The following is a 24669-nucleotide window of genomic DNA, read 5'->3' on the forward strand; positions in this document are numbered from 1 at the left end:
GATGGCTATTCATAAACTATGGCATAATTGCAGCTTTGTCTTTGGATTTCATCCTTGAAGTCCAAAACAGTTTTTCTTTTATGTAGACTCTTGTCTCATAGGAAAAAAGATGCAGCAGCCCTCACCTGAATAAACATGCGAATTTGTATGCTACTTTGATCTTTCCATTTTTGAATTTCATTCTTGGTACATGTTTTGTAAAAAGATTTCCTGGACCTAGCGCTAGATCAGTATTTGCGCAAGGTTTGACTTTTGTTCGGGACTTTTTATTTATTATAATGGAGTTCGGATTTAAAAAACGCAAGTATTTTAGGTGATCATTGAGAAAACTTTTCTTAAACGATAAATAATAAACAAGAACCAGCTCGAAGTTGGTGAATTGTGGTCAAATGACCCAATTCAGACGTCACAAGCCATTTTGGATGTTGACAAATATATGAATTATAAAGGAGTACGAATATTTTGACATTATTTAGTGAATTAGGTTTAGACAGAACTTCTATGAAATCAATCGAAAAAATGGGGTTTGAAGAAGCAAGTCCGATTCAAGCACAAACCATTCCATTGGCATTAGAAGGGAAAGATATTATTGGTCAAGCTCAAACTGGAACAGGTAAAACAGCCGCATTTGGTATTCCGTTAATTGAGAATATTGATCTTCAAGATGATAACGTACAAGGAATCGTGATCGCACCAACACGTGAGCTTGCTATTCAGGTTTCTGAAGAATTATTTAAGCTTGGATACGGAAAACGCACTCGCGTAATGGCGGTATACGGCGGACAAGATATTGATCGTCAAATTCGTGCATTAAAGAAAAAACCACATATTATCGTTGGTACACCAGGTCGTTTATTAGATCATATTAAACGTAAAAATATTAAATTGGGCAACGTTCACACTGTGGTATTGGATGAAGCGGATGAAATGTTGAACATGGGCTTCATTGAGGATATCGAATCTATTCTTTCGAATGTACCAGGTGAGAGACAAACTTTGCTGTTTTCTGCTACTATGCCAGATCCTATTCGCAAGATTGCAGAACGCTTCATGAAAGATCCGACTCTTGTACGTGTTAAAGCAAAAGAAATGACTGTATCTCTTATTGATCAATATTATATTGAGCTAAGAGAGAACGAAAAATTTGATACATTAGCTCGTTTATTAGATATACAAACTCCAGAACTTGCTATCGTATTCGGACGTACAAAACGCCGTGTTGATGAGCTTTCTTCTGCATTGAATGTCCGTGGCTATTCTGCTGAAGGAATTCACGGGGACTTAAGCCAAGCAAAACGTTTGTCGGTTCTTAAGAAGTTTAAAGAGGGCAACATAGATGTACTTGTTGCAACAGACGTAGCGGCGCGTGGACTTGATATTTCAGGCGTAACACATGTATATAACTTTGATATTCCTCAAGATCCAGAAAGCTATGTTCACCGTATTGGACGTACTGGTCGTGCAGGGAAACATGGTGAGGCGATTACATTTGTGACACCGAGAGAAAGAGGTCAATTGGCTGCTGTTGAACATACAACGAAAAAACGTATGGAGAAAATGAAAACTCCAACTTTAACGGAAGCGTTGGAAGGACAACAAAAAGCAGTAACAGAAAGAATTGTGAACACTGTAGAAAATGAAGACTTGTCTTTATACCTAGGGCAAGCTGAAGAAATGCTTCAAAAATACAGTGCAGCTGATCTTGTTGCAGCAGCGTTAAAATCACTAACTAAAGAACCGGATGCAACTCCTATTAAATTGACAGATGAAGCACCACTTCCAATGAAACGTGGCGGATATAATAAGTCTGGATCTAATGGCAGACAACGTAATGGTCGCGGACCTTCAACAGGTAGAAAAGATTATAGCGGTGCTAAACGCAGAGACAGCCGTAAACCTAGCGGAAGCAGTAACCGTAGCAATAGCAGCAATAACAGCTATAGCAAAAGAGAAAAACTAAATAAATAATATGTAATAAATGAGGATGTCCCTAACAAAATGGTCTGACCCCACAAAAGCTATATACAGCTCAAATTCGTGTATGTAACACGATTAACTGTGTGAAATCTGTGGTCAGAACCTTGTGGGATATCCTCTTTTTTATATTCTGGAAATATTTTATATAGTATACTGATTATAGGAGTTTAGTGAAGGAAAGGAGCGGTTGTGTGGAGCCAAGAAACCGGATTTCAAGTAAAGCGCTAAAGGTTTGGCGTGTCAGCGGCGCAATAAATGCAGCAATTTGTTGGGTTATAACCATTGCAATACTTGTTGTGACTATTCTTTTTGATTGGCCCTATTGGGCGATAGGAGCAGCTGGACTAATCTCAGCAGCTGTGACGTACATATCGGTCTTTCTTTTTCCGTCAATGAAATGGAAGCGTTGGCGATATGATGTTCGGGAGAAAGAGATAGAAATCCAGAGCGGGTTATTTATTATTAAGCGGACATTGGTGCCTATGATTAGAGTTCAACATGTTGAGACGAACCAAGGACCACTGCTCCGGAAATATCAACTGGCTTCTGTAGAAATTTCTACGGCCGCAACGACCCATGAGATACCAGCTTTGGAACTTACTGAAGCTGATGAGTTGCGCTTTTATATATCAAAAATGGCCAGTGTGGAGGAAGACGATGTTTGAACCTAAACGACTTCATCCTGTTGCCGTTTTGTCTGGTATCTTGCAAACGTTGAAGGAAGCAATTATTCCGTTAGTTGTTCTCTTATTTCTGGGAGGCAGCAGCGGTAAAGGGATACAATTCATTATTTTTGGTGTGATCTGCTTTTTTCTCATCGTCTTTTCTTTTCTTTCCTGGCTTAGGCTTACATATTGGGTAGAAGATGGTGAACTTAGAATTGAATCCGGTGTGTTTGTAAGAAAAAAACGATATATTCGCTTTGAACGGATACATAGTATTGATGTTTCAGAAGGAATCCTACAAAGAATATTTGGTCTAGCTCAGCTTAAGATAGAAACAGCTGGGTCAAATGGGGGGAAGCCGGAAGCAGAATTAACTGCCATTACAAAGCAAGAATCAAACGAAATCATTGCCATTTTTAATGAAGTGAAAAAAACAGGGAAAAGGAAGCTGGACAGTGATCGTGTCAATGAGGCAGACACTGGGAAGGAATTAGCCAAAGAGGATGAGACAGATTCAGCATCTGTTGTATTTAAACAAACTTTTCCTCAGCTGTTTTTAATGGCGGCTACATCAGGTGGGGTTGGGGTCGTTCTTTCCGGTGCGGCAGCATTTCTTTCGCAATTTGATGAATTAATTCCTTTTAAAAAAATATCAGCTGAAGCACAACAATTCATTCAATCGGGTATTCTTTTAATGATCCTTATGGTGCTCTTACTTTTCATAGTAGCCTATCTTGTTGCTACCGCAAGAATTGTCTTAATTTATGCCTATTTTACAGCCAAAAAGGTAGAAGAAGAATTAATTATTTCACGTGGATTATTAGAAAAAAGACAATTAACGATTCCGCTGAAAAAAATTCAAGGGATCAAAATCGCTGAGAATTTAATCAGGCAACCGCTCGGGTATGCAAGTGTGTACCTTGAATATGCAGGCGGTTCAGCATCAGATAAGGATACAGTTAACATTTTGCTTTTTCCGCTTGTGAAAAAAGAACAGCTAAAAGAAAAAATAAATCAGTTCGTACCCGGTTATGAGCTACAGACGGAATTGAAGGGGTTACCGAAACGATCCTATATCCGTTATTTCTTTAGGCAATTATTTATTATCATTCCCATTGTTGCTGCTGCATCATGGATTCTTTGGCCTTGGGGATTAGCATCTTTCGCTCTTATTCCAATGGCTGCTGTCTGGGCTTATTTAAAATTCAGAGAAGTTGGCTGGAATATTAATGGAAACCAATTACAATTACGAACCAGAATTGTATCTAAACAAACGTATATTTTTCAAAAGAATCGACTGCAAGTATTCGACCGACGAGTGAGTTATTTTCAAAGAAGAAAGCAATTGTCCACGATTGCTGCTACCGTGAAATCAGGAGCAGGACCTCGGGAAGGGAAGCTCGTTGACTTAGAACAAAAAGATGCTGAATTCATGAACGATTGGTTTTCTTATAGCGAACATAAAAAACATCCATGAGCATCTGATCTAAAGCCTAACGATGAAAAAGGTTCAGGTTCTAAAAATGCATCACCTAATGGAGGCGCGGTGCCGAGCTGGTTATGCGCAGCCCCGCCACCTTTTCCATGCAAAAAGCGGAGGCTAGGCCTTTGCTTTTTTAAATGGAACAACACTAGCGCTTAAGTCTATTTTGGATAAATAAAGATGCAAGGAGTAAACCAGTAGCAAGCCCTGAGAGATGACCAGTAATGTTTATGTTCGGTTGGATGAATGTCATCAACACGCCTACACCGATTAGCGTATATATCATTTTAACTTCTTGTGTTGGTAAACGATTTTTTTGGAATAAAACGAGATATAAATAAAAGCCAAGCAAACCAAAAATCGCTCCGCTTGCCCCTACATGGATATAGGTAGGCGGCTGCAGGATAAAGGTAATAATATTTGCTGAAATACCTGTGATAAGAAAAAAGACCGTAAATGTAAGACTGCCCAGCAATCGTTCGAGGGGAGGACCAAAGATGGCGAGTGCAAAGCAGTTGAACAATAAATGTGAAAATGAACTGTGTAAAAAAATCGGTGTAACTAAGCGCCACCATTCACCAGAAGAGATATACAGGTTCACACCTTGACCTTTTTCAAACAAAAAACCTTCAGGCAGTATGGGTAATAAGCCTAAGAAAAATAGGAAAATAGTAAAGGCTATTAAGATGGAGACGAGTGGATAATAAGAAAGATATTGTCGGAAACTTTCTGTTCGAGTAAACATGGTTCACCGTCCTTAATTTTTTCGAGTCTTATACGACCATTAAACCAGATAAGTATGGGTTTGTCTTAGAATGAGGGATAGATACTGGCAATAATATATATATTGGCGAAATCGAAGGTAATTCCTGTGTGTCACTTTTAAAATATATGAATTTGGATTCAGGATAGAAGGAGAGTTAGAAGTGATTAAAGGAATCGGAATGGATATTGTGGAATTACAAAGAATTCAAAAACTACTTGAACGGCAGCCAAAATTTATTGAAAGAATTTTAACGGTAGAGGAGCGGAAGACCTTTTTAAGTCTGAATGATCGTAGAAGAGTCGAGTTTTTTGCAGGTCGGTTTGCTGCAAAAGAGGCCTTTTCTAAAGCAGAAGGCACAGGGATTGGGAGAAGTCTGTCATTCTTAGATATTGAAGTAAAACCCAATGAATTGGGTAAGCCGGAAATTATTCGGCCATACGCAGCGGGGATTCATCTTTCCATCACGCATAGTCGAGAATATGCTGCAGCTACGGTTATCATCGAAGAAAGATAGGTAGCTAAGATGGATGTATAAAATGGGTTTTGGTGCCAAGATGCTTTCGCTTTTCTTATCAGACGGGTCATATTCATCGGGGTTGTCTCATATATTCATAGTGCTATAGGGAGACAAGGCCCGGTAAAAGGTACATTGCAGGAAAGGTACTCTCGAATCAGTTTTTCATAAAAGCTGTTTAGCGATAAGCAAACATGTTGAAGCAACCAGAAATCATACATCAACTACCGAGATATGCATAGACCTCAATGACTGGATCCTGCCTTTTCCTCTCCCTTTTACGTTCAAATGACAAAAAGGGGTTGAAAAGATGAAGAAGATCGTAATGCTTTTTGCAGGGATCATGCTTTTGCTTGTTCTTTCTGCCTGCGGACAAAAGTCACAAGGCGATGTGGTCAGTTCGTTAAATGACAAGGTCGAAGGAATGAAGGGATACAAAGCCCAGGCTAAGATGACCTTACAAATGGGGACAGATCCTCAGAGTTATGATGTCGAGATTTGGCACAAGAATCCTGATTTTTACAGAGTGAGCTTGAAGAATTCTGCGAAAGAACAAAGTCAAATGATTCTCCGTAACAATGATGGAGTGTATGTGTTGACGCCTGCGTTGAATAAAAGCTTTAAATTTCAAAGTGAATGGCCGGAAAATAGCAGTCAAGCCTATTTATATGAGTCGTTGGTAAAGGATATTATTGAAGATAAAAGTGCAAAATTCACAGCCACGGACGATCATTACGTGTTTGAAACAAAAACACGTTATCAAAATAATAAAATGCTGCCATATCAAGAAATTACTATCAATAAAAAAGATCTATCGCCTGTTAGTGTGAAAGTGATGGATGCGGATCATAATTCACTTGTAACGGTTGAATTCTCTAAAGTGAAGTTCGATGCTGCATTCGATAAAGATGCGTTCGACATGCAAAAGAACATGACACGTGCAAAACTAGAAGTACCTGTTATGAATGAAGCGAAAGATGAAGCGTTTGCTGTAAAATACCCGAATGAAGCCAAAGGTGCAAGTCTGATTGATGAACAAGAAATTACAACAGAAAATGGGAAGCGAGTTATTCTTACGTATGAAGGTGACAAGAGCTTTACATTGATTCAAGAAAAAGCAGAGGTAGTAGAAACTTCACTTGTGGCAACATCTGTGAATGGAGAACCAGTTGATCTTGGGTTTACAGTAGGGGCTGCCACTTCGAACAGTGTTACTTGGACGTATGATGGGGTAGATTATACGCTTGCCTCGAAAGATATGGAGAAAGAAGAATTATTGGATATTGCGAGAACGGTTGATGGGACTTCAGAAAAATAATGAAGTTGGTTCTCAGCTCGAGGCATCGGATGCCTTCTGAGCTGAGGACCTTTTTGTTTGAGGATATGGGACGAGGCTTCGCGACTTACTAATGTCGTCGTTAATCTACTTAGCAGGTGTACTGATTTTACCTTAGAAAGCATCCAAAATTTCGGCTCCGCACCGCCGCCATTGTGATTAGGTGAGTTGAGCGTGTTACAGGATTAATCCTTCATGATAAATGGTGGCGTTTTACGCCATATTCGTTTTGAATGAAAGTTAGCGTATAATTCTGTCACAATAGAGAAGGAAACTTTTCATGGTTTTGTTTTTTGACTATACTATTTACAAGCAAAGAAAAATAAAAAACGTGCTTGAATGTTGTTGCCACTTTGGGTTTGACGTATATAGTTAGTTCTTTGATTGATGGATAATAATTAGGTCATCGATCTGCGGCGTTTTTTTTTAGAAAGAAGGGTTACAGTTGGAAAAGATGGAATTCTACAGAGATACCTGGGCAGAAGTTAATTTAGATCATATTTATGAAAACATTATAAATTTGAAGAAACATCTATCAGCGCAAACAAAATTATTTGCAGTTGTGAAGGCGAATGCGTATGGCCATGGTGATTTTGAAGTTGCAAAGACGGCTCTTTACGCTGGTGCTGACTATTTAGCTGTTGCTTTTTTGGATGAAGCCTTGGCACTAAGGAAGAAAGGAATTTCAGCACCCATTCTTGTATTAGGGGCGACGAGACCGGAAAGCGTAAAGATTGCGTCTGTGGAACGAATTACGCTCACTATTTTTCAAGATGATTGGATACAGCGAGCGAAGCCGTATCTTCAAGGTGAAGATGTTTTATATGTTCATGTGAAATGTGATAGTGGAATGGGACGACTTGGAATTAGAAATAGGGTGGAGCTAGAGGCTATTGAAGGAAGTTTACTTGAGGATTCGCGTTTTGTCTTCGAAGGAATTTATACACACTTTTCCACTGCAGATAGCCTTAATGAAAACTACTATCACAAACAGCTGGGAGTTTTTCAAGAAATGCTGTCCTGGCTGAAAACAAAACCTAAGTTGATTCATGCCTCGAATAGTGCAGCTTCATTAAGGTTTCCAGAAGCCACATTCAACTCGGTGAGAATGGGGATTGCTATGTACGGGCTAACTCCCTCAGTAGAAATGAAAGAATTATTGCCTTTTCCTCTTCGTCCGGCTTTATCTTTAAAAACAAGAATCGTAAATGTGAAAGAGTTGAAGAAGGGCGAGAGTGTTAGTTATGGAGCAACGTATACCGCTACTGGGAATGAGTGGATAGCCACGCTTCCTATTGGGTATGCAGATGGCTGGATACGCAAGTTGCAGGGACAAGAGGTACTTGTAAACGGAAAAAAGGCGCCTATAGTTGGCCGGATTTGCATGGATCAATGCATGATCAAACTCCCCGAAAATACGCCCATTAATACAGAAGTAACGTTAATTGGTAAGGATAATGGACAAGAGATTTCGGTTGATGAAATTGCGGCGCAGTTAGAAACCATTAATTACGAAATCACCTGTATGATAGCATCAAGAATACCTCGTGCGTATGTTAAAAGTGGTAAAATAACTCATGTGGTAAATGCACTATTATAATGCTTGTTAAAATTGTTTCAGAAAAATGAATAAGTTTTACGGGTTTTTGTTGATAATAATATATAGTCTAGAATATACTCTTTGCAGATAGTGATTTTAATGGTAATATTGAAAAGGATTAGTAATAGGTGTGTAGTGATTGGTGGAGGTGTATGTTTGTGTCTGAATCCAGCGCAACAAGAGAGATAATAGTTCGATTACCTCAAAATTTCCTAACCGAATTAGATGGTTATGTAAGTGAAGAAAATGTAAATCGCAGTGAATTTATTTATCGTGCGACGAAAATGTATCTTCGTGAACGTAAAAAAAGAGAGTTTCGCGAATCCATGAAACGTGGTTATATCGAAATGGCCACCTTGAATCTAACCCTTGCTTCTGAAGCATTCCTAGCAGAATATCCAGAATATGAGGCTGAACATTCCGTTGAACGATTAGCAAGCGGAGGCTGATCCCTTGATTGTTGTTAAACGCGGTGACGTATACTTCGCAGACCTGTCTCCGGTTGTAGGTTCCGAACAAGGTGGAACTCGTCCGGTACTCATCCTTCAGAATGATATTGGAAATCGCTTTAGTCCAACTGTGATTGTAGCAGCTATTACAGCACAGATACAGAAAGCTAAACTGCCTACACACGTAGAGATTAATGCAAAGAAATATGGATTTGAACGTGATTCGGTCATCCTTTTAGAACAGATACGCACTATCGATAAGCAGCGTTTAACAGACAAGATTACACATCTGGATGAACCAATGATGCATAAGGTGAATGAAGCTTTACAGATTAGTCTAGGACTAGTAGAGTTTTAGTGTGTGAAAAAAGGTTTTTCCTTTTGAAGAGGACGTCTTTATATAATAAATTATGCCTAAGCATAGGTGCAGTAACGATTTTAGCTTTTTGCTGAAATCGTTATTTTTTTTTGATTTTTTAAGTCAAATAGAGGGGAATTAGCATTGTGTATACTTTGTTAAATAAACAATATTTCCTTGATAAGAGGTTTAGTGGGCTTAGAAAGAGGGTTTTATTAAGGGGAGGATTCTAAAAAATGCTTATTTGTGTTACATAAAAAGAAAATCTGATAGAACGTTTACATGATGAATGAAGCAAAAAGAGCAATAAGATGTAACATTACAAACCTTATGATAAAAAGTAATATATGTAATATTTCACCATTTTAAAGAAGGAAAGGTTAACTTTGTTTTACATTTACATAACATCCCTGCGAAGTGAGCGTAGAGTCTAAAGGGATATGTTAAGATGGGAGGACATTATGAATCAAATAGTTTTTACATTTATTACCCATAGTCGTGACTACATGCTAGAGGAATGGATGAATCTCATGAAGGAAAATGCCGATGAGCGCCTTATTAATGTGGTTTCCGATGAGATGTTTGTGCAAACAAGCGCAGAGTTTATTGATATGATCCTCTCCAATACAAGAAGGGACAATGAAGAATTTACTTCAAAACTTTCTGATTTTGCAGAGAAGGTTGTGCGTTTAGGATGGCCGCTTTCATTCATAATTGAAGGGCTTCATAAATTTACTCTAGTTGTGATCAATGGAATGGTCGTAAAAGAGCAGGTTACAAAAGATAATCAAATGGAGATCATATACGATTTAGATAAATGGACATCGCCGATGAAACAAGAAATTATTTCAATATACACCCAAACGTGGGAAAGGACAGTCTCACTTCAAAAAATGGCGCTCCAAGAACTATCCGCACCGCTAATTCCGGTTATAGAAGGGATTACCATCATGCCATTAATTGGGACCATTGATACTGAACGGGCTAAACAAATCATGGAAAACCTACTGACTGGGGTCGTTAAGCAGCGTTCAGAGGTCGTCTTAATTGATATCACAGGTGTTCCGGTAGTAGACACAATGGTAGCTCATCATATTATACAAGCGGCGGAAGCGGTCCGACTTGTTGGAACGAAATGTATGATTTGTGGCATTCGTCCTGAAATTGCCCAAACGATTGTTAGTTTAGGAATAAATTTGAATGAAATTGTTACAAAGAATTCGTTGAAAAAAGGAATTGACGCTGCCTTAGAATTGTTAAACCGAAAGATTACTAAGGTGGAGGAGTGACGATGAGAATTCCAATATTAAAGCTATATGACTACCTTTTAGTGTCGATCCAATGGGAATTGGATGATGCTACGGCACTCGGGTTTCAAGAGGACTTATTAAATAAAATACACGAAACGAGTGCGAGTGGTGTTGTAATTGATTTAACCTCCATTGATTTTATTGATTCCTTTATCGCAAAAGTGCTGGGTGATGTATTCAGTATGTCAAAGCTGATGGGAGCGAAGGTTGTAATCACTGGAATCCAGCCTGCTGTAGCGATAACCCTAATCGAGCTTGGTATTAGTCTAGAAGGAGTTATGACAGCGCTAGATTTAGAGAAAGGCCTGGAGAAATTACAACAGGAATTGGGGGATTAAGGGTATGGAGTTCCAATCCTGCGTGAAAATAATCAATGAATGGGATATTGTCGCCGCGCGTCAATTGGGGCGAAATGTCGCTAAAGAGCTGGGATTTGGTACTGTCGACCAAGCACGTATTACGACGGCTATCAGCGAACTAGCCAGAAATATATATTTATACGCTGGACGTGGCAGCGTTTGTATAGAAAAAGAGTATGAGAATGGAAAATCCGGTATGAAGATTATAGCAAGTGATGAAGGTCCGGGGATACAAGATATCCGGAAAGTCATGGAAGATGGCTATACAACCTCTGGAGGGCTAGGAGCAGGTCTTCCAGGAGTAAGACGTTTAATGGATGAGTTCGATATTGATTCGTTTCCGAATAAAGGAACCAAAATCACAGCCATTAAATGGCTCCGCTAGGAGGATGCTATGACATACAGAGAGAACATGAAAAACAATTACCGTGAAGCTCTCTCTACCTATTTGCAAGAACAAACGGAGCAAGCGTTATATCAAGGGCAAAAAATTAGTAAAAAATCGATTGAATATAATATTGCACCTGAAGAAATCATTAATATTCATAAAAATATCCTGATGGACGTTTACCCAGACACCCCAGATAAAGTTCTGGATTCACTCGATTTTCTACTTGAAGTCATGATGGGTTACGGTTTCGTGTATCGTGAACATCAAAGCCTCAGACATATCCAACAAGAACTGAAAACGGAAATTGAAATTGCTGCCAACGTTCAATCTACTTTACTTGAAACGACCATCCCGAATGTGAATGGTCTTGAAATTGGAGCAATAAGCGTGCCGGCAAGACAAATGAGTGGCGATTATTACCACTTCGTTCAAGATGAAAAGAAGCATATTGGTGTGGCCATTGCGGATGTAATCGGGAAGGGGATTCCTGCAGCGCTTTGTATGTCCATGATTAAATATGCGATGGATAGTCTACCGGAACACCGGCATAATCCCAGTAGCGTGCTGGAAAGCTTGAATCGTGTCGTCGAACACAATGTTGATCCCAGCATGTTTATTACGATGTTTTATGGATTGTATAACCCCGAGAACCATCGATTTTCCTATTCAGCAGCTGGCCATGAGCCTGGTTTCTATTATGAAGCCGCTACAAAGGGATTTACAGATTTGACTGCGAAAGGTTTACTGCTAGGTGTTGATAAAAAAACGAAGTATGTGCAGTATGAAAAAAAGGTAGAGCCTGGAGATATGATTATTCTGTTATCGGATGGTGTTACTGAATGCCGTACGAGTGAAGGGTTTATTGAGAGAGAAACCTTGATTGAATTTATTCAACAAAACATTCACCTACATGCACAAGATATAGTCAATCGTCTCTTTAAGCAGCTAGAGAAAATGCAGCATTTTCAACTTCGCGATGATTTTACATTACTTATTTTAAAAAGAGATGTTTAATGTGATGATAAGCGGGTAAATAAAACAGAGGATACTAGGATGAAAAAGGTGGGGGCATTGATATGGACATAACAGTTGAAGTAAAAGATATTACCTCTGGGGTAGAAGTACGAGTAAAAGGTGAAATTGATGCGTATACAGCGCCTAAACTTAGTGAAACATTAAATCCTTTATCTAAGCGAGAAGGAATTATCATGATTGTTGACTTGACAGAGGTTTCGTATATGGACAGTACTGGTCTAGGTGTTTTCGTTGGTTTATTTAAAAGCGTACGTGCGCACAACGGTGTTTTTACACTAGTTGGATTGTCAGAACGTTTGCAACGTCTGTTTGATATTACCGGTCTCGCTGATATCATCGATATTAAAAGTCATGCAGAGGGTGGAGTAGAATGAGTCAAGCATATGAATACATCGAAATGAAGATCCCGGCAAAACCTGATTTTATTGGAGTCATTCGATTAACGCTCTCTGGAATTGCTAGTCGAATGGGCTTTACTTACGAGGAAATTGAGGATTTGAAGATTGCCACAAGCGAAGCGTGTACAAATGCTGTGCAACACGCATATAAAGAACAGGATCACGGACAAGTGAAAATTAGCTTTGGTTTATATGAAGACCGATTGGAAGTGATGGTTTCCGACAGTGGAAAAAGTTGCAACTTTGATGAAGTGCGTCAAGGGCTTGGACCATATAAAAATGAGCATGAAGTTGAATTTTTAAGAGAAGGAGGTTTGGGCCTCTATCTCATTGAGACTCTTATGGATGAAGTGAAAATTCACCAACATGAAGGGGTTACGGTTTTCATGACTAAGTTTGTTGATGGAGAGCAGGTGGAGATGGATGCAAAAGCACTCTCAACCTAATCAAGCTGTAAAAGAGCAAGTGCATGAATGGATTCGAGCCTATCAGCTCAATCAGGATGATGAAGCCCAAAATCAACTTGTCCTCCATTATCGAAATTTAGTCGAAGCCATCTCTAGAAAATATTCAAAGGGAAAAGCATCCCAAGAAGATATTGTACAAGTGGGAATGATTGGACTATTAGGAGCTATTCGCAGATACGATGAATCTTTCGGGAAAAGCTTTGAAGCCTTTGCAGTTCCGACTGTAATCGGTGAAATCAAAAGATATTTACGTGATAAAACATGGAGTGTCCATGTTCCAAGACGTATTAAAGAGCTGGGTCCGAAAATCAAGGTAGCTGTGGAAGAATTGACGACTGTCCTCCATCGCTCTCCTAAAGTAGAAGAAATCGCCGACTTTATAGGAGTAGCTGATGAAGAAGTGTTAGAAGCAATGGAAATGGGAAAAAGTTATCAAGCATTATCTGTTGATCATTCAATGGAGGCAGATTCAGATGGTGGAACGGTTACACTGCTTGATATTTTTGGGGATGTTGATGAAGGATTCGAGCGTGTTAATCAGCGCATGGTGCTCGAAAAAGTATTGTATGTGTTAACTGAAAGAGAAAAAAGTATTATCCAATTGACGTATCTAGAAAACCTGAGTCAAAAAGAGGCTGGCGAGAAACTAGGAATTTCGCAAATGCATGTATCCCGACTTCAACGGCGAGCAATAAAGAAGCTTCGGGAAGCCGTACATGCAGAGAATAACACGGAGTTTGTTCGATGAAAAGGGAGTTTTTTTCTAAGAATCAATTCGAGTTATGTGCCTTTCAATCTTCTAAAAACGGAGAGATTTATTGTGGTGATGATTATTATATAGCTCATACAGATGAGTATCTTCTCTGTGTACTTGCAGATGGTCTCGGTAGTGGGGAATTTGCCTATGAATCTTCACATGCTGTCATTGAGGAGATTATGGCAAATCAAAACAAAGGCGTCCAAGCGCTTATGGATATAGGGAATGGAGTTCTGACAAACAAAAGAGGGGCTGCCGTATCTGTAATAAAGATTTATTTCGATACGAGTGAATTTGTATACAGCGCGGTTGGAAACATTCGGTTCTTCTTGTATAATCCCGAAAAGGAGAAGCTCGTTTACCCACTTCCTGTTACGGGATTTCTATCTGGAAGGCAACAAAAGTATCGTACTCAGCGATTTAAATATGAACCTGGGGCGAGCTTCATTCTTCACTCAGATGGTGTTCAACTTCAAAGAGCGAAAGCCCTATTAAAGTCCTGTTCCCCTTTGGAGCAGAAGGCCCAAGAAATAATTGAAGGAATAAAGGTCCAAGCCGATGACTCGACATTTATTATAGGAAGCTTACTTTCATGAACCTTTGGAAGTAAGCTTTTTATTATGAAAAATTATATAGAAAGTTTAAATGAATAATGTGGAGATTTATTCTCGTCATATTCGCAACGAGTCGAGGTTTTTGCTAAACTATACGTATAAGGAATTTTTTAGCAGTGGAAATATTAACGATTAGCTTGGAGGAAAAACAGTGATTGTAGAGGAAAATCAAACTAAAGAAATTGTAAATAAAGTATCTCGTGAGCTAGCATTGAAAACACAACAAGTACAAAATGTGATGAACTTGCTCAAAGAAGGTAATACCGTACCTTTCATTGCAAGATACCGAAAAGAAATAACTGGCTCATTAGATGAAGTACAAATTAAGACCATCATGGAGCGTTCAAATTATTTGGAAAATTTGAATCAACGTAAGGTCGAGGTTACTCGAAGTATAGAGGAACAAGGGAAACTTACTCCGGATCTGCAACTACAAATTACTAAGGCGGACAAACTTCAGGAAGTAGAAGATCTATATCGCCCTTATAAACAAAAACGAAGAACGAAAGCGACAGTGGCGAAAGAAAAAGGCTTAGAGCCCCTTGCTATATGGCTGCTTGAACTCCCTAATTCTGAATCAATTGAGGAAAAAGCCGGAGAATTTTTATCCGAAGAGCATGATGTACATACGGTTGAAGAGGCGATCAACGGAGCAAAGGATATTATTGCGGAAATTATTGCAGATGACGCAGAATATCGCAAGAAAATACGAGCGGATGTTTTTAAAACAGGTACGTTTGTATCTACAGTCAAAGACGAAGAAAAAGACGAAAAGAAAATCTTTGAAATGTATTACGAGTATTCTGAGCCTGTTCACAAAATAGTGCCACACCGAGTATTAGCGCTGAATCGAGGAGAAAAGGAGGACGTGCTACGGATTTCCATTGTTCCAAATACAGAAGCGATTATTGCTTATCTTGAAAAGGTTGTGACGAAAGAATCGGTCTCTAGCGCTGTTACGCCAATTAAGGAAGCGATTGAGGATAGCTTTAAACGTCTGATCATGCCTTCTGTTGAACGCGAAATTAGAAAAGAACTGACAGAAAAAGCAGAAGATCAGGCGATTCATATTTTCTCGGAAAATCTGCGCAATCTTTTGCTTCAACCGCCTTTAAAAGGCAAGGTCGTTCTAGCGCTCGACCCTGCGTATCGAACAGGCTGTAAGCTTGCTGTGATTGATGAAACAGGAAAAGTACTGGCGATTGATGTCATCTATCCGCATCCTCCGGTAAACAAGAAAGAAGCAGCAGTGAATACGACTATTTCACTTTTAAAAGAATACCAAGTAGAAATCGTTGCGATTGGAAATGGCACAGCTTCTCGTGAATCTGAACAATTTATTGCGGACATCCTGAAGGAAGTTCGGGAACAAATTTCGTACATCATCGTAAACGAGGCGGGAGCAAGTGTCTACTCTGCATCTGACATCGCTCGTGTGGAGTTTCCTGATCTTGCGGTAGAACAAAGGAGTGCCGTTTCTATCGGTCGCCGTTTACAAGATCCGTTGGCGGAGTTGGTTAAAATTGATCCGAAGTCAGTCGGGGTCGGTCAATATCAGCATGATGTCTCGCAAAAGAAATTATCAGAATCGCTTGCCTTTGTTGTCGAGACAGCCGTTAACCAAGTAGGTGTGAACGTCAATACAGCCTCTCCGTCTCTCCTTCAATATGTAGCTGGTCTCTCCAAGTCTGTTGCACAAAACATCGTGAAGAGGCGGGAAGAAGAAGGGAAGTTTACAAGTAGAAAAAGCTTAAAAGGGATTCCGCGCCTCGGAGCCAAAACCTACGAGCAATGCATCGGTTTCTTAAGAGTAGTAGATGGTGAAGAACCATTAGACCAGACATCCATTCATCCAGAGAACTATGGAGCGGTCAATAAACTCTTGAAAAAATTAGGATTTACTTCTCGAGACATTGGCAGTGAAGTTCTTCATGAAGCACTGTCTAATCGTGAGGATATAAAGGAATTGGCGGAGAGCTTAGAGATTGGGGACATTACGTTAAAGGACATTATGGATGATTTAAGAAAACCTGGTCGTGACCCCCGTGACGATTTGGCAAAACCTTTACTTAAACAAGATGTCCTAAAGTTAGAAGACTTACAAAAAGGAATGGAGCTTCAAGGAACTGTTCGTAACGTTGTCGACTTTGGTGCCTTTGTTGATGTCGGTGTCAAACAAGATGGACTTGTACATATATCAAAACTGAGCAATAAATTTGTGAAGCACCCATTGGATATTGTGGCTGTTGGAGATGTAGTAACAGTTTGGGTGGATTCAATCGATATGAATAAGCAAAGGGTGGCATTAACCATGCTTGAACCGAAAGACCAACTCTAAAATGTAAAAAACACTTCCTTATCGGAGGTGTTTTTTAGTTAGGATTTTTCCTTTAATAATGAACACTTTCGTTATTCCAATAGTAAAACCAACATTGATTCAGCATCTTCACTTGAACATGATTTTTTTCGTGAAATGCCCTACGAATTTGATTTTGAAGCCATATAGGCATGGAATAAGCCCCCAGTTAATTCGACGTTTTTAATAGTATATGAATAGAGAGGATGTCTCGTGCCCATGGCAAACCTTAAAAAATGGTGAATCAAATCAAAATAAGCTTTAAGAAAGAATATTCTTCGTTTATGATAAATAAAAAAGATGGACATCGCCCCCAGTTAGAGAGGAGTGGAAGAGTGGAAGATCAGCAACTTCAAAAACTAGTAGAAGAAATTTCACTTAAGGATTTTGCAAGGACTTTTAGACATCTAGCATCTTTCAATTCTCGTCTTAGAACAACAGGTGGCAGATATCTGTTGCGCTCGCATGATATAGAAATCAACAAGAAATACTATGATGAGAGAGGCATAGAGGAGCTTATAGGCATTATTAAACATGAGCTTTGCCATTACCATCTTCATCTTGAGGGGAGAGGATATCAACATAAAGATAAAGATTTTAAAATGCTTCTCAAACAGGTGGGGGCTCCTAGATTTTGCACGCCATTATCAACGGACAAGAGTAAGAGAAAACAAAATCAAAAAATATATCAATATGCTTGTAAGTTATGTGGTCAATTGTATAGTAGGAAAAGAAGGATAAATACATCAAAGTATGTGTGTGGAACGTGTAAAGGGAAGTTGTTTCTTATTGATAGTAATGAGGTTTAAAAAAAGTTGAAAAGATGCTTGACTTTAGTTTGAAACGTCCTTATAATCTAAAGAGTCGACAAAAGATAACTCAAAGTTATCACGACATTATAGTCTTTGAGTTCTACTATAAGACACCAAATTTTTATATTATTCCGCAGTAGCTCAGTGGTAGAGCATTCGGCTGTTAACCGAACGGTCGTAGGTTCGAGTCCTACCTGCGGAGCCAATTTGGGGAAGTACTCAAGAGGCTGAAGAGGCGCCCCTGCTAAGGGTGTAGGTCGGGTAACCGGCGCGAGGGTTCAAATCCCTCCTTCTCCGCCAGCTACTATTATTACGAAGGCCCCTTGGTCAAGCGGTTAAGACACCGCCCTTTCACGGCGGTAACACGGGTTCGAATCCCGTAGGGGTCATCGCTTTATTTATTTTCATACTGGTCCCGTGGTGTAGCGGTTAACATGCCTGCCTGTCACGCAGGAGATCGCGGGTTCGATTCCCGTCGGGACCGCCATTTTTTAAAAAAAGTATTGCTCAAGTATTAGCAACTGCAATGCAATAATAACTTGTTATTCATAAATTGATGGGCTATAGCCAAGCGGTAAGGCAACGGATTTTGATTCCGTCATGCGAAGGTTCGAATCCTTCTAGCCCAGCCATTTTCATATTTTGACATAAGTAATGTTGAACGATGAGCCATTAGCTCAGTTGGTAGAGCATCTGACTTTTAATCAGAGGGTCGCAGGTTCGAATCCTGCATGGCTCACCATTTATCTTATGCGGGTGTGGCGGAATTGGCAGACGCACCAGACTTAGGATCTGGCGCCGCGAGGCGTGGGGGTTCAAGTCCCTTCACCCGCACTTTTGAAAATCTTGTTGACACAAAATGTTGAATGTGATAAGATAATCAATGTCGCTTTTGCGGTCGTGGCGGAATGGCAGACGCGCTAGGTTGAGGGCCTAGTGGGGGAAACCCTGTGGAGGTTCAAGTCCTCTCGGCCGCACCAAAGAATGTAATTCAGATAGTATTTATGCGCCCGTAGCTCAATTGGATAGAGCGTCTGACTACGGATCAGAAGGTTATGGGTTCGACTCCTTTCGGGCGCGCCATATAAACGGGAAGTAGCTCAGCTTGGTAGAGCACTTGGTTTGGGACCAAGGGGTCGCAGGTTCGAATCCTGTCTTCCCGACCATTCATTTTTTACTTTTAATAATATGCGGGTGTAGTTTAGTGGTAAAACCTCAGCCTTCCAAGCTGATGATGAGAGTTCGATTCTCTTCACCCGCTCCAATATTGCTCTTTGAAAACTGAACAAAACAAAGCGCCAACGTTTTAATTGAAGTGAGTACACACTATAAAAACAAATGAGCAAGTCAAACACTTTTTGGAGAGTTTGATCCTGGCTCAGGACGAACGCTGGCGGCGTGCCTAATACATGCAAGTCGAGCGAATGATAGGGAGCTTGCTCCCTTGATTTAGCGGCGGACGGGTGAGTAACACGTGGGCAACCTACCTGTAAGACTGGGATAACTTCGGGAAACCGGAGCTAATACCGGATAATTTCTTTTCTCGCATGAGAAGAGATGGAAAGACGGTTTCGGCTGTCACTTACAGATGGGCCCGCGGCGCATTAGCTAGTTGGTGAGGTAATGGCTCACCAAGGCCACGATGCGTAGCCGACCTGAGAGGGTGATCGGCCACACTGGGACTGAGACACGGCCCAGACTCCTACGGGAGGCAGCAGTAGGGAATCTTCCGCAATGGACGAAAGTCTGACGGAGCAACGCCGCGTGAACGAAGAAGGCCTTCGGGTCGTAAAGTTCTGTTGTTAGGGAAGAACAAGTACCAGAGTAACTGCTGGTACCTTGACGGTACCTAACCAGAAAGCCACGGCTAACTACGTGCCAGCAGCCGCGGTAATACGTAGGTGGCAAGCGTTGTCCGGAATTATTGGGCGTAAAGCGCGCGCAGGTGGTTCCTTAAGTCTGATGTGAAAGCCCACGGCTCAACCGTGGAGGGTCATTGGAAACTGGGGAACTTGAGTGCAGAAGAGGAAAGTGGAATTCCAAGTGTAGCGGTGAAATGCGTAGAGATTTGGAGGAACACCAGTGGCGAAGGCGACTTTCTGGTCTGTAACTGACACTGAGGCGCGAAAGCGTGGGGAGCGAACAGGATTAGATACCCTGGTAGTCCACGCCGTAAACGATGAGTGCTAAGTGTTAGAGGGTTTCCGCCCTTTAGTGCTGCAGCTAACGCATTAAGCACTCCGCCTGGGGAGTACGGCCGCAAGGCTGAAACTCAAAGGAATTGACGGGGGCCCGCACAAGCGGTGGAGCATGTGGTTTAATTCGAAGCAACGCGAAGAACCTTACCAGGTCTTGACATCCTTTTGCCCTCCCTAGAGATAGGGACTTCCCTTCGGGGACAAAAGTGACAGGTGGTGCATGGTTGTCGTCAGCTCGTGTCGTGAGATGTTGGGTTAAGTCCCGCAACGAGCGCAACCCTTGATCTTAGTTGCCAGCATTTAGTTGGGCACTCTAAGGTGACTGCCGGTGACAAACCGGAGGAAGGTGGGGATGACGTCAAATCATCATGCCCCTTATGACCTGGGCTACACACGTGCTACAATGGATGGTACAAAGAGCTGCAAACCCGCGAGGGTAAGCGAATCTCATAAAGCCATTCTCAGTTCGGATTGTAGGCTGCAACTCGCCTACATGAAGCCGGAATCGCTAGTAATCGTGGATCAGCATGCCACGGTGAATACGTTCCCGGGCCTTGTACACACCGCCCGTCACACCACGAGAGTTTGTAACACCCGAAGTCGGTGAGGTAACCGCAAGGAGCCAGCCGCCTAAGGTGGGACAGATGATTGGGGTGAAGTCGTAACAAGGTAGCCGTATCGGAAGGTGCGGCTGGATCACCTCCTTTCTAAGGAATATAACGAGCGCTTTTGTTTTGTTCAGTTTTGAATGAGTAATTCATTCATTCGTGGTAAATGAAAGCAACAGATTAGTCTTTTGCTTATTCGTTGCCGAATCGTTCTTTGAAAACTAGATAATAGATAGAAGGCAAATTTTTGCATTAATTTTTCAAGACATCAAGTAAGACCTTTTAACAACTAGGTTGTTTGATAAACTTTTCGTTTATCAGCCACCATATGGTTAAGTTAGAAAGGGCGCACGGTGGATGCCTTGGCACTAGGAGCCGATGAAGGACGGGACTAACACCGATATGCTTCGGGGAGCTGTAAGTAAGCTTTGATCCGGAGATTTCCGAATGGGGAAACCCACTGTTCGTAATGGAACAGTATCTTTACCTGAATACATAGGGTACTGAAGGCAGACCCGGGGAACTGAAACATCTAAGTACCCGGAGGAAGAGAAAGCAAACGCGATTTCCTGAGTAGCGGCGAGCGAAACGGAAGATAGCCCAAACCAAGAGGCTTGCCTCTTGGGGTTGTAGGACACTCAACATGGAGTTACAAAGGAACGGGGTAAGTGAAGTGATCTGGAAAGATCCGTCAAAGAAGGTAATAACCCTGTAGCTGAAACTTCGTTCCCTCCTGAGTGGATCCTGAGTACGGCGGGACACGAGAAATCCCGTCGGAAGCAGGGAGGACCATCTCCCAAGGCTAAATACTACCTAGTGACCGATAGTGAACCAGTACCGTGAGGGAAAGGTGAAAAGCACCCCGGAAGGGGAGTGAAATAGATCCTGAAACCGTGTGCCTACAAGTAGTTAGAGCCCGTTAATGGGTGATAGCGTGCCTTTTGTAGAATGAACCGGCGAGTTACGATTTCATGCAAGGTTAAGTTGATAAGACGGAGCCGCAGCGAAAGCGAGTCTGAATAGGGCGCATGAGTATGAGGTCGTAGACCCGAAACCAGGTGATCTACCCATGTCCAGGGTGAAGTTCAGGTAACACTGAATGGAGGCCCGAACCCACGTACGTTGAAAAGTGCGGGGATGAGGTGTGGGTAGCGGAGAAATTCCAATCGAACCTGGAGATAGCTGGTTCTCTCCGAAATAGCTTTAGGGCTAGCCTCGAGATGAGAGTATTGGAGGTAGAGCACTGATTGGACTAGGGGCCCCCAACGGGTTACCGAATTCAGTCAAACTCCGAATGCCAAATACTTATTCTCGGGAGTCAGACTGCGAGTGATAAGATCCGTAGTCAAGAGGGAAACAGCCCAGACCACCAGCTAAGGTCCCCAAGTTTACGTTAAGTGGAAAAGGATGTGGAGTTGCTTAGACAACCAGGATGTTGGCTCAGAAGCAGCCATCATTTAAAGAGTGCGTAATAGCTCACTGGTCGAGTGACTCTGCGCCGAAAATGTACCGGGGCTAAACGTAACACCGAAGCTGTGGATGGATACCGTATGGTATCCGTGGTAGGAGAGCGTTCTAAGGGCGTTGAAGCTAGACCGGAAGGACTGGTGGAGCGCTTAGAAGTGAGAATGCCGGTATGAGTAGCGAAAGAAGGGTGAGAATCCCTTCCACCGAATGCCTAAGGTTTCCTGAGGAAGGCTCGTCCGCTCAGGGTTAGTCGGGACCTAAGCCGAGGCTGAAAAGCGTAGGCGATGGACAACAGGTTGATATTCCTGTACCACCTATACATCGTTTGAGCGATGGGGGGACGCAGAAGGATAGGGTAAGCGCGCTGTTGGATATGCGCGTCCAAGCAGTTAGGCCGGAAACGAGGAAAATCCCGTTTCCATTAAGGCGGAGCTGTGATGGCGAGGGAAATATAGTACCGAAGTTCCTGATTCCACGCTGCCAAGAAAAGCCTCTAGTGAGATGTAGGGTGCCCGTACCGCAAACCGACACAGGTAGGCGAGGAGAGAATCCTAAGGTGTGCGAGAGAACTCTCGTTAAGGAACTCGGCAAAATGACCCCGTAACTTCGGGAGAAGGGGTGCTTTTTAGGGTGAATAGCCCGGAAAAGCCGCAGTGAATAGGCCCAGGCGACTGTTTAGCAAAAACACAGGTCTCTGCGAAGCCGCAAGGCGAAGTATAGGGGCTGACGCCTGCCCGGTGCTGGAAGGTTAAGAGGAGAGGTTAGCCGCAAGGCGAAGCTTTGAATTGAAGCCCCAGTAAACGGCGGCCGTAACTATAACGGTCCTAAGGTAGCGAAATTCCTTGTCGGGTAAGTTCCGACCCGCACGAAAGGCGTAACGATCTGGGCACTGTCTCAACGAGAGACTCGGTGAAATTATAGTACCTGTGAAGATGCAGGTTACCCGCGACAGGACGGAAAGACCCCGTGGAGCTTTACTGCAGCCTGATATTGAATTTTGGTACAGCTTGTACAGGATAGGTAGGAGCCTGTGAAGCCGGAGCGCTAGCTTCGGTCGAGGCGTCGGTGGGATACTACCCTGGCTGTATTGAAATTCTAACCCGCGCCCCTTATCGGGGCGGGAGACAGTGTCAGGCGGGCAGTTTGACTGGGGCGGTCGCCTCCTAAAATGTAACGGAGGCGCCCAAAGGTTCCCTCAGAATGGTTGGAAATCATTCGTAGAGTGTAAAGGCACAAGGGAGCTTGACTGCGAGACCTACAAGTCGAGCAGGGACGAAAGTCGGGCTTAGTGATCCGGTGGTTCCGCATGGAAGGGCCATCGCTCAACGGATAAAAGCTACCCCGGGGATAACAGGCTTATCTCCCCCAAGAGTCCACATCGACGGGGAGGTTTGGCACCTCGATGTCGGCTCATCGCATCCTGGGGCTGTAGTCGGTCCCAAGGGTTGGGCTGTTCGCCCATTAAAGCGGTACGCGAGCTGGGTTCAGAACGTCGTGAGACAGTTCGGTCCCTATCCGTCGTGGGCGCAGGAAATTTGAGAGGAGCTGTCCTTAGTACGAGAGGACCGGGATGGACGCACCGCTGGTGTACCAGTTGTTCTGCCAAGAGCATCGCTGGGTAGCTACGTGCGGACGGGATAAATGCTGAAAGCATCTAAGCATGAAGCCCCCCTCAAGATGAGATTTCCCATAGCGTAAGCTAGTAAGATCCCTGAAAGATGATCAGGTTGATAGGTCAGAGGTGGAAGCGTGGCGACATGTGGAGCTGACTGATACTAATCGATCGAGGACTTAACCTTATTGTTCTTGAAAAAAGCAAAAATCCTTCTTATTATCTAGTTTTGAAGGAATGATATTCCTTTATTGTTTGGTGGCGATAGCAAAGAGGTCACACCCGTTCCCATTCCGAACACGGAAGTTAAGCTCTTTAGCGCCGATGGTAGTTGGGGGTCTCCCCCTGTGAGAGTAGGACGCCGCCAAGCTTAAATTTAATAATAATTAATGTATAATTTCTTAAATAAAGGATATACTATTATTATTAAGTAATAACTTATATCGTCGCGGGGTGGAGCAGTTCGGTAGCTCGTCGGGCTCATAACCCGAAGGTCGCAGGTTCAAATCCTGTCCCCGCAATCATAAAAAAAGCGAAACTTAGGTTTCGTTTTTTTTATTGTCTAAATGGATGGGAATTGTGGATAATCTTACTCAATTCGTCTGTCTGTATTCAACTTTAGTCGCTAATTCGCAAGAATTATTAACATGTGTATAACTAATTAGGATTTTTTTACACTATTAAAAAGAAAAGAATTAAGATAGCTCAGATAGACTAGGCGCATTATGTATTAGTTTCATTAAGTACATATTTTGGTGAAACTTACCTACGTTAACTCTTATCAGTTAACAATAAGAGACACATATTGTGGATACTTAGCTTGAATAAACTTATGTTTTTAATTATCCACAGAGTGAAAAGTGAAAATTAAGAACTACTCATTTCGCTTTGTGGATAACTGAAAAATGCTTGAGTGAAATATTAGTTTTCACAATACATTAAAATGTGCCAAAAGCAGTTTAGTTCATTGAGATCCAAAAATTTCTAAAGTAAGATAAGAGGAATTAATTTCTCATTTTTGAGGAAGTGGTGATTTTTGTAAAAAGCTCATCGTGCATTCTTGTGCTTTTCTTGTTTGTGTCTTGTTTTGAAAAAAGGTAAACTACTTATAGGATAATGAACCAGCTTGCGTTTAGC

General features: G+C 41.8%; 20 protein-coding genes, 12 tRNA genes and 3 rRNA genes. 33 read left to right on the top strand and 2 right to left on the bottom strand.

The annotated features are described in order from the left end of the window. Positions 1-462: 462 nt before the first annotated feature. The 3 genes from JNUCC23_RS01565 to JNUCC23_RS01575 all read left to right on the top strand — a co-directional run bounded on the left by JNUCC23_RS01565 (position 463) and on the right by JNUCC23_RS01575 (position 4119). Positions 463-1968, top strand: a complete 1506-nt coding sequence (locus JNUCC23_RS01565) for a DEAD/DEAH box helicase (protein ID WP_403078169.1) — start codon at positions 463-465, stop codon at positions 1966-1968. A gap of 200 nt (positions 1969-2168) precedes the next feature. Beyond that, positions 2169-2642, top strand: a complete 474-nt coding sequence (locus tag JNUCC23_RS01570; protein ID WP_062187815.1) for a PH domain-containing protein — start codon at positions 2169-2171, stop codon at positions 2640-2642. Next, entirely contained in the window at positions 2635-4119 is a 1485-nt protein-coding gene (locus tag JNUCC23_RS01575; RefSeq protein WP_454213900.1) for a PH domain-containing protein, read from the top strand. The genes JNUCC23_RS01570 and JNUCC23_RS01575 overlap by 8 nt, the downstream gene beginning before the upstream one ends. 154 nt (positions 4120-4273) lie before the next feature. Here the strand turns inward: JNUCC23_RS01575 and JNUCC23_RS01580 are convergent, their stop codons facing one another. Then, on the bottom strand, positions 4274-4870 hold the full coding sequence (locus JNUCC23_RS01580; protein WP_403078175.1) for a rhomboid family intramembrane serine protease: 597 nt from the start codon (positions 4868-4870) through the stop codon (positions 4274-4276). A 181-nt stretch (positions 4871-5051) separates the two neighbouring features. Between JNUCC23_RS01580 and acpS the strand changes: the two genes are divergently transcribed. The 14 genes from acpS to JNUCC23_RS01650 all read left to right on the top strand — a co-directional run bounded on the left by acpS (position 5052) and on the right by JNUCC23_RS01650 (position 16817). Continuing rightward, entirely contained in the window at positions 5052-5405 is a 354-nt protein-coding gene (gene acpS / locus JNUCC23_RS01585; protein ID WP_403078178.1) for a holo-ACP synthase, read from the top strand. 310 nt (positions 5406-5715) lie between these two features. Then, positions 5716-6723, top strand: a complete 1008-nt coding sequence (locus JNUCC23_RS01590; protein ID WP_403078187.1) for a LolA family protein — start codon at positions 5716-5718, stop codon at positions 6721-6723. Positions 6724-7195: 472 nt separating this feature from the next. Continuing rightward, a complete protein-coding gene (alr, locus tag JNUCC23_RS01595) occupies positions 7196-8341 on the top strand; it encodes an alanine racemase (protein WP_454215954.1) in 1146 nt (381 codons plus the stop codon). 158 nt (positions 8342-8499) lie between these two features. Then, on the top strand, positions 8500-8790 hold the full coding sequence (locus tag JNUCC23_RS01600; protein ID WP_062187838.1) for a CopG family ribbon-helix-helix protein: 291 nt from the start codon (positions 8500-8502) through the stop codon (positions 8788-8790). Between the two features lie 7 nt (positions 8791-8797). Beyond that, positions 8798-9148, top strand: coding sequence for a type II toxin-antitoxin system PemK/MazF family toxin (locus tag JNUCC23_RS01605; RefSeq protein WP_028390571.1), 351 nt, complete (start codon positions 8798-8800; stop codon positions 9146-9148). A 461-nt stretch (positions 9149-9609) separates the two neighbouring features. Then, positions 9610-10437, top strand: a complete 828-nt coding sequence (locus JNUCC23_RS01610; protein ID WP_062187805.1) for an STAS domain-containing protein — start codon at positions 9610-9612, stop codon at positions 10435-10437. 2 nt (positions 10438-10439) lie between these two features. After that, positions 10440-10796 (top strand): STAS domain-containing protein, encoded by a 357-nt coding sequence (locus JNUCC23_RS01615; protein ID WP_403078196.1) that lies wholly within the window; start codon positions 10440-10442, stop codon positions 10794-10796. Between the two features lie 4 nt (positions 10797-10800). Next, positions 10801-11202 carry an anti-sigma regulatory factor gene (locus JNUCC23_RS01620; RefSeq protein WP_062187801.1) on the top strand — a complete coding sequence of 134 codons (402 nt, stop codon included), beginning with the start codon at positions 10801-10803 and terminating at the stop codon, positions 11200-11202. Between the two features lie 9 nt (positions 11203-11211). Further along, positions 11212-12222, top strand: a complete 1011-nt coding sequence (locus tag JNUCC23_RS01625; RefSeq protein WP_062187799.1) for a PP2C family protein-serine/threonine phosphatase — start codon at positions 11212-11214, stop codon at positions 12220-12222. A gap of 62 nt (positions 12223-12284) precedes the next feature. Then, positions 12285-12617, top strand: a complete 333-nt coding sequence (locus JNUCC23_RS01630; protein ID WP_403078201.1) for an anti-sigma factor antagonist — start codon at positions 12285-12287, stop codon at positions 12615-12617. After that, on the top strand, positions 12614-13087 hold the full coding sequence (rsbW, locus tag JNUCC23_RS01635; protein WP_403078204.1) for an anti-sigma B factor RsbW: 474 nt from the start codon (positions 12614-12616) through the stop codon (positions 13085-13087). The genes JNUCC23_RS01630 and rsbW overlap by 4 nt, the downstream gene beginning before the upstream one ends. After that, positions 13065-13856, top strand: a complete 792-nt coding sequence (gene sigB / locus JNUCC23_RS01640; RefSeq protein WP_062187793.1) for an RNA polymerase sigma factor SigB — start codon at positions 13065-13067, stop codon at positions 13854-13856. Before rsbW ends, sigB begins: the two co-directional genes overlap by 23 nt. Continuing rightward, positions 13853-14461 (top strand): PP2C family serine/threonine-protein phosphatase, encoded by a 609-nt coding sequence (locus JNUCC23_RS01645; RefSeq protein ID WP_403078208.1) that lies wholly within the window; start codon positions 13853-13855, stop codon positions 14459-14461. Before sigB ends, JNUCC23_RS01645 begins: the two co-directional genes overlap by 4 nt. A gap of 199 nt (positions 14462-14660) precedes the next feature. Beyond that, positions 14661-16817 carry a Tex family protein gene (locus JNUCC23_RS01650; RefSeq protein ID WP_454215956.1) on the top strand — a complete coding sequence of 719 codons (2157 nt, stop codon included), beginning with the start codon at positions 14661-14663 and terminating at the stop codon, positions 16815-16817. Between the two features lie 52 nt (positions 16818-16869). Here the strand turns inward: JNUCC23_RS01650 and cmpA are convergent, their stop codons facing one another. Beyond that, positions 16870-16989: a cortex morphogenetic protein CmpA gene (gene cmpA / locus JNUCC23_RS01655; protein ID WP_152534698.1), complete on the bottom strand. Its 120-nt coding sequence runs from the start codon at positions 16987-16989 to the stop codon at positions 16870-16872. Positions 16990-17170: 181 nt separating this feature from the next. Here cmpA and JNUCC23_RS01660 point away from each other — a divergent pair, with 181 nt between their 5' ends. The 16 genes from JNUCC23_RS01660 to JNUCC23_RS01735 all read left to right on the top strand — a co-directional run bounded on the left by JNUCC23_RS01660 (position 17171) and on the right by JNUCC23_RS01735 (position 24053). Next, positions 17171-17644 carry a SprT family protein gene (locus tag JNUCC23_RS01660; RefSeq protein WP_403078220.1) on the top strand — a complete coding sequence of 158 codons (474 nt, stop codon included), beginning with the start codon at positions 17171-17173 and terminating at the stop codon, positions 17642-17644. A 133-nt stretch (positions 17645-17777) separates the two neighbouring features. Continuing rightward, positions 17778-17852, top strand: a tRNA-Asn gene (locus JNUCC23_RS01665). 4 nt (positions 17853-17856) lie between these two features. Continuing rightward, positions 17857-17947: transfer RNA gene (locus JNUCC23_RS01670), tRNA-Ser, on the top strand. Positions 17948-17964: 17 nt separating this feature from the next. Beyond that, a tRNA-Glu gene (locus tag JNUCC23_RS01675) sits at positions 17965-18036 on the top strand. Positions 18037-18058: 22 nt separating this feature from the next. Next, a tRNA-Asp gene (locus JNUCC23_RS01680) sits at positions 18059-18134 on the top strand. Between the two features lie 70 nt (positions 18135-18204). Further along, positions 18205-18279, top strand: a tRNA-Gln gene (locus tag JNUCC23_RS01685). A 34-nt stretch (positions 18280-18313) separates the two neighbouring features. After that, a tRNA-Lys gene (locus JNUCC23_RS01690) sits at positions 18314-18389 on the top strand. A 10-nt stretch (positions 18390-18399) separates the two neighbouring features. Further along, positions 18400-18481, top strand: a tRNA-Leu gene (locus JNUCC23_RS01695). A gap of 60 nt (positions 18482-18541) precedes the next feature. Then, positions 18542-18627, top strand: a tRNA-Leu gene (locus JNUCC23_RS01700). A 26-nt stretch (positions 18628-18653) separates the two neighbouring features. Next, positions 18654-18730, top strand: a tRNA-Arg gene (locus tag JNUCC23_RS01705). A gap of 6 nt (positions 18731-18736) precedes the next feature. Further along, a tRNA-Pro gene (locus JNUCC23_RS01710) sits at positions 18737-18813 on the top strand. Positions 18814-18837: 24 nt separating this feature from the next. Further along, positions 18838-18911: transfer RNA gene (locus JNUCC23_RS01715), tRNA-Gly, on the top strand. A gap of 91 nt (positions 18912-19002) precedes the next feature. After that, positions 19003-20552, top strand: a 16S ribosomal RNA gene (locus tag JNUCC23_RS01720). A 231-nt stretch (positions 20553-20783) separates the two neighbouring features. Then, positions 20784-23719, top strand: a 23S ribosomal RNA gene (locus JNUCC23_RS01725). Between the two features lie 67 nt (positions 23720-23786). Next, a 5S ribosomal RNA gene (rrf, locus tag JNUCC23_RS01730) occupies positions 23787-23902 on the top strand. The 16S, 23S and 5S rRNA genes sit together here with 12 tRNA genes alongside, the layout of an rRNA operon. A gap of 77 nt (positions 23903-23979) precedes the next feature. Continuing rightward, positions 23980-24053: transfer RNA gene (locus JNUCC23_RS01735), tRNA-Met, on the top strand. The last annotated feature ends 616 nt before the right edge of the window (positions 24054-24669 follow it).

Source organism: Peribacillus sp. JNUCC 23, from assembly GCF_053653995.1.